Genomic DNA, 5,403 nt, shown 5'->3' with positions numbered 1-5,403 from the left:
GGAGGAGCACCACAAAACCGTTGCGGCGGCGGGGGTGGTTTTGGTTGGGGGGGCGCCGGGCCCTTTTGTGGGCCGGGGCGCACCGGGATGGCCACAGACGTTCGCGCCACCCTATCCGTCTCACGAGGTGTCTGACGAGAACTGGCGGTTTTAATAGTCAAACCTGGACGCCGGCCGCCGAGGACCTGCTGCCGCAGGTGACCCGCGCCGGGGCCTGCGCGGGGGAGCAAAGACGCGCTCGAAAGGGGGCGGTCCCCGAATGCGAGAATGAGTCCGCCTCTGGTCGCCGACCCGGGGACCTGGATGATGTCAGGGGGATGGTGTGACGCGCGGAGATCTGGAAGTCTTCTTCGCCGAACTGTCGGCGTTCGAGAGGGCCCAGGACGCCCCTGTCGTCGATACCGTGTCCGTCCAGGGGTACGACCATGTCCTGCTGGGCACGCGCAAGGGACATGTGCGGATCTGCCTGCCCACCTCCAGGCTGAGCATCTGGTCGGACGTGGATGCCTGTGCCCCCGCATGGACAAGGAGGCCTCCTCGGGGCGGGGAACCGCCGATTCCGGCACCAGGGGATCCCCATGTGGGATGGGTGGAGCTCCTCTACGACCTGCGTTATCTGTATCCCCTGGAGGATTTCGGGCCGAAGGTGCTCCTGGAGTGCGTCAGGCGGGGTGGTGAATCGGCATGGATCGACCTTTCCTCAGGCGGAGTGCCGTGTTCGTCCCCCATCGATCTCCTGGAATTCATGGGTGTCTCGGCGGTGATGGAGGACTGCGTCCTGCACATCATCGGGGAACAGTCGCGACGATTCGGTGACGGGTGATCTGCCTCGCCGTCGGCACCCCGCTCGTCCGGTGCCCCCGGCTCACCGGTCGCTGCCGCCGCGCATGTGGCTACGGCGTCCGGAGCGCACGAACCAGCGCCCGCCCAGGCCCACCAGGAACACGCCTACCATCGCGGCCACGGACAGCGGCGGCACCGTGAAGGCCACCAGCGTGCACAGCACCAGCCCGAGGACGTTGACCGCTCGCGGGGCCCGCACCACGCGCTGCTCCGGCCGCAGCGTCAGCGCCGAGAGGTTCGCCACGCCGTAGTACACGAGCACGCCGAACGAGCTGAAGCCGACGATCGTCACCACGTCCGTGGCCAGCACCAGCAGGATCACCACGGCGGCCACCGCCACCTGCCCGACCCACGGCGTCCCCGTCCGCTCGCCCACCGTGGCCAGCGCACGGGGGAGGTCACCCTCGCGCGCCATGGCCAGACCGGTCCGGGACACGCCGGCCAACAGGTTGAGCATGGCGCCGGCCGAGGCCAGGACGGCTCCGGCTGCCGCCGCCCACCCCCAGCCGGGTCCGAGCGTCGTCTCCAGGGCGGCGCGCACGGGGGCACCGGAGGCGGCCAGGCCCGGCCCACCCAGGGCGGACACGAGCGCCCACGCGAGCAGGGCGTACAGCACCACCGTGAACCCGAGGGCGCCGAGCACCGCGCGCGGGATGGTGCGGACCGGGTCCACGACCTCCTCGCCCATGGTGGCCACGCGGGCGTAGCCGGCGAACGCGAAGAACAGCACGCCCGCGGCACCGAGGATCCCGGCGAGGTCCACGGCCGCCGGGTCGAGGCCCGGGGCCCGGACCGCGTCCCCGAGTGCCAGCCCGGACACGACGGCCAGCGCCAGGATCAGGAGCACGGGGGCCAGGATCGCCACGGTCGCCTGCGCGGTGCGCGTGATGCCGCGCAGGGACACGGCCGTGAGCACCACGACGGCGGCCACGCCGGCCAGGCGCGCGCCGAGCGGGGAGTCTGGGAGGAGGTACAGGCCCGCCGTCGTCGCCATGGCGGCCACCGAGGCGGTCTTGCCGGTGACGAAGCCCCAGCCGGCCGTGAAGCCGGCGAGCGCCCCCAGCTGACGCCGCCCGTAGACGTAGGCGCCGCCCGAGGTGGGGTGGACGGCCGCGAGCTGCGCGGTGGAGACCGCGTTGCACGCGGCCACCGCGGCGGCCAGCAGCAGCGCGGCGACGAGCGGGCCCACGCGCCCGTCCGTCAGCAGGGCGGCCAGGCCGAGGGAGGTGAACACGCCGGCGCCCACCATCGAGCCCACGCCGACGGCGAGGGCTCCGGGCAGTCTCAGGCGGCGCTGCAGGGCGGCGGTCATGGGGGGGCCTCTCGACGGGGTGCGGCGGGGGCGGGGGTGGTCGGCGGCGGCATCCGACGTCCCCGTAGACTGGGGACGACGCGATCCGCGGCCCCCACACGGGTACCACAGCGGATCGACCAGGACATGAACCCCGCACATCGTCCGTGACCCGGACGGAGAGGAAGCCTCGTGCTGCGCACCCACCATCTCGGCGAGCTCACCGCCTCGCTCATCGGCCAGACCGTCACCGTCACCGGCTGGGTGGCGAAGCGGCGCGACCACGGCGGCGTCGCCTTCGTGGACCTGCGCGACGCGTCGGGCCGCGCCCAGGTGGTCGTCCGCGACGAGGCCGACTTCGACCCGCTGCGCAACGAGTGGGTCCTGCAGGTGACCGGCACGGTCGAGCGCCGCCCCGAGGGCAACGAGAACCCGAACCTGCCCACGGGCGAGGTCGAGCTCATCGCGGAGGACGTGACCGTCCTGAACACCGCCGCCGCCCTGCCGTTCCAGATCGACGAGCACGTGGAGGTCGGCGAGGAGGCCCGCCTGCGCCACCGCTACCTGGACCTGCGCCGCCCGCAGCCGGCGCGCATCATGCGCCTGCGCTCGGAGGCCAACCGCGTGGCGCGCGAGCTGCTCCACGAGCAGGGCTTCGTCGAGGTGGAGACCCCCACCCTGACCCGCTCCACCCCCGAGGGCGCCCGCGACTTCCTGGTGCCGGCCCGCCTGGCGCCGGGCTCCTGGTACGCGCTGCCGCAGTCCCCGCAGCTGTTCAAGCAGCTGCTGCAGGTGGGCGGGCTGGAGCGGTACTACCAGATCGCCCGCTGCTACCGGGACGAGGACTTCCGCGCGGACCGCCAGCCGGAGTTCACCCAGCTGGACATCGAGGCCTCCTTCGTGGAGCAGGACGACGTCATCGCCCTGGGCGAGCGGATCGTCAAGGCCCTCTGGGGCCTGGTCGGCGTGGAGGTCGAGACCCCCATCCGCCGCATGACCTACGCCGAGGCCATGGAGAAGTACGGCTCGGACAAGCCGGACCTGCGCTTCGGCCTCGAGCTGACCGACCTCACCGAGTACTTCAAGGACACCCCGTTCCGCGTGTTCCAGAACGAGTACGTGGGCGCCGTCGTCATGCCGGGCGGCGCCTCCCAGCCGCGCCGCACCCTGGACGCCTGGCAGGAGTGGGCCAAGCAGCGCGGCGCCAAGGGCCTGGCCTACGTGCTGGTGCAGGAGGACGGCTCCCTCACCGGCCCCGTCTCCAAGAACATCACCGACGAGGAGAAGGCCGGCCTGGCCGCCGCCGTGGGCGCGAACCCGGGCGACTGCGTGTTCTTCGCCGCCGGCAAGCCCAAGGAGTCCCGCGCCCTGCTCGGCGCGGCCCGCGTGGAGATCGGCCGCCGCTGCGAGCTGTTCACCGACGCCGGGGACGGCGTCGCCGCGAAGGACGCCGACTGGGCGTTCGTGTGGGTCGTGGACGCGCCCCTGTTCGAGCCGGCCGCGGACGCGGTGGCCTCGGGCGACGTCGCCGTCGGCTCGGGCACGTGGACGGCGGTGCACCACGCCTTCACCTCGCCCAAGCCGGAGTTCGCGGACACGTTCGACACCGACCCGGGCTCGGCCCTGGCCTACGCGTACGACATCGTCTGCAACGGCAACGAGATCGGCGGCGGCTCCATCCGCATCCACCAGCAGGAGATGCAGAAGCGCGTCTTCCAGGTAATGGGCCTGTCCGAGGAGGACGCCCAGGAGAAGTTCGGCTTCCTGCTCGAGGGCTTCAAGTACGGCGCCCCGCCGCACGGCGGCATCGCCTTCGGCTGGGACCGCGTGGTGGCCCTGCTGGCCGGCACCGACTCCATCCGCGAGGTCATCGCCTTCCCGAAGACCGGCGGCGGCTACGACCCGCTGACCGCGGCCCCGGCCCCCATCACCGCGCAGCAGCGCAAGGAGGCCGGCGTGGACGCCAAGCCCGAGCCCACGAAGGGCGCGGGGGAGAAGACCGCCGAGGCCCAGGCGAAGGCCAACGACGAGCGGACCGCGGCGGACGAGGCGCAGCTGCGCTGATGCCGGCCCGGCCCGAGCACCGCGCGTCGGCGGGGTCCGAAGGGGTCCCGCCGACGTCGGTGCGCCTGCTGCCCACGCTCCTGGCCACCTTCATGACGTCGATGCTCATCGACGTCGCCACGGACTGGCCCTGGTGGGTCCGCTGGATCCTCGCGTTGGGCGTGGGGCTGGCCGTCGGCGTCGTGGCGGTCGCGGTGTGGGCGCGCCGCCGACGCGGCTGACCTCCGTCCCGCCCCTCAGCCCCGGCGCGGGGCCGCCAGGTCGTCGGTGTCCACGAGCAGCGTGAACGGCCCGGCGTTGGTCAGGGACACGTCCATCTCCGCGCCGAAGACGCCGCGCTCCACGCGCACGCCCGCGGCCTCGAGCTCCGCCATGAACCGCTCGTAGAGCGGCTCGGCGGCCTCGCCCTTCGCCGCGCGCGTCCAGGAGGGCCGGCGCCCCTTGCGCACGTCCCCGTAGAGCGTGAACTGGCTGATCGCCAGGACGGGCGCGTCGGCGTCGGCCACGGAGCGCTCCCCGTCGAGCATCCGCAGGCCGGCGACCTTGCGGGCCGTCTGCACCGCCTCGGCCTCGGTGTCGTCCACGGACACCCCGAGCAGGACCACGAGGCCCTCGCCCTCGAAGGCGCCGACCACCTCGCCCCCGACGCTCACGGACGCGGACCGGGCTCGCTGACATACTGCACGCATGGCCCCATCGTCCCATCCGGCGGCCCCGCCCGCCGCCCACGACGACGGGCCCGCTCGCCGCTCCCCACGCCGCCTCGTGGCGGCCAACGCCCTCGACGCCGCCGGGCGCTCGGCCACCGACGTCGCCCTGGACGTGATCGCCGTCCTGGCCCTGGGCGTGGGCGCCGCCGAGATGGGCGTCCTCATGACGCTCTCCGGCCTGGGCTTCCTCTTCCTGGGCGTGCCGCTGGGCATCCTCGTGGACCGGCATCTCAGCCCGCGGCTGCTTGCGGGAGCCGGGCTGGCCAAGGGGGCGCTGCTGGGCACGCTCGTCGCCGCCTGGACCTTGGACGCGCTGACCTTCGCCCACCTGGCCGCCGTGATGGCCGGGCTCGGTGTGCTCACAGTGCTCGCCGAGACCACGCAGACCACGCTGGTACCGAGGGTGACGGGTCCCGACGGTGTCGCCCGCCTGAGCGCGCGCCTCGAGTCCGCGGACGCGGCCCTGGGCGTCGCCGTCCCCGCCGCGGCCGGCCT

At 73.4% G+C, this 5,403-nt stretch carries 5 protein-coding genes and 1 pseudogene; 4 read left to right on the top strand and 2 right to left on the bottom strand.

The features are described 5' to 3' along the window. The first annotated feature begins 322 nt into the window (after nt 1-322). The gene (locus Q4D18_RS07105) at nt 323-823 is read left to right on the top strand and encodes a hypothetical protein (protein WP_303126825.1); all 501 of its coding nucleotides are present in this window, start codon (nt 323-325) and stop codon (nt 821-823) included. Between the two features lie 42 nt (nt 824-865). Here Q4D18_RS07105 and Q4D18_RS07100 read toward each other — a convergent pair whose 3' ends face one another. Continuing rightward, complete coding sequence (locus tag Q4D18_RS07100) at nt 866-2,155, bottom strand: APC family permease (RefSeq protein WP_303126824.1); 1,290 nt, start codon at nt 2,153-2,155, stop codon at nt 866-868. A 171-nt stretch (nt 2,156-2,326) separates the two neighbouring features. Here Q4D18_RS07100 and aspS point away from each other — a divergent pair, with 171 nt between their 5' ends. Further along, nucleotides 2,327-4,198, top strand: coding sequence for an aspartate--tRNA ligase (aspS, locus tag Q4D18_RS07095; RefSeq protein WP_303126823.1), 1,872 nt, complete (start codon nt 2,327-2,329; stop codon nt 4,196-4,198). Further along, nucleotides 4,198-4,419 carry a hypothetical protein gene (locus Q4D18_RS07090; protein WP_303126822.1) on the top strand — a complete coding sequence of 74 codons (222 nt, stop codon included), beginning with the start codon at nt 4,198-4,200 and terminating at the stop codon, nt 4,417-4,419. Before aspS ends, Q4D18_RS07090 begins: the two co-directional genes overlap by 1 nt. 15 nt (nt 4,420-4,434) lie before the next feature. Here the strand turns inward: Q4D18_RS07090 and dtd are convergent, their stop codons facing one another. After that, nucleotides 4,435-4,887: a D-aminoacyl-tRNA deacylase gene (dtd, locus tag Q4D18_RS07085; protein WP_303126821.1), complete on the bottom strand. Its 453-nt coding sequence runs from the start codon at nt 4,885-4,887 to the stop codon at nt 4,435-4,437. On the opposite strand from dtd, the pseudogene Q4D18_RS07080 reads away from it, so the two are divergent. Continuing rightward, nucleotides 4,886-5,403: pseudogene (locus tag Q4D18_RS07080) on the top strand (hypothetical protein); the annotation flags it as partial. The gene dtd and the pseudogene Q4D18_RS07080 overlap by 2 nt on opposite strands.

The sequence above is a fragment of the Micrococcus sp. genome (assembly GCF_030523875.1).
In the GTDB taxonomy this organism is placed as follows: domain Bacteria; phylum Actinomycetota; class Actinomycetes; order Actinomycetales; family Micrococcaceae; genus Micrococcus.
Note: the sequence above shows the minus strand (reverse complement) of the source record. Positions and strands in the feature narration are given on the sequence as shown.

Bases quoted from the DNA above. Each gene is read 5' to 3' on its own strand.
- Q4D18_RS07090 (WP_303126822.1), top strand. From the start codon at position 4,198: ATGCCGGCCCGGCCCGAGCACCGCGCGTCGGCGGGGTCCGAAGGGGTC.
- dtd (WP_303126821.1), bottom strand. From the start codon at position 4,887: ATGCGTGCAGTATGTCAGCGAGCCCGGTCCGCGTCCGTGAGCGTCGGG.
- Q4D18_RS07100 (WP_303126824.1), bottom strand. From the start codon at position 2,155: ATGACCGCCGCCCTGCAGCGCCGCCTGAGACTGCCCGGAGCCCTCGCC.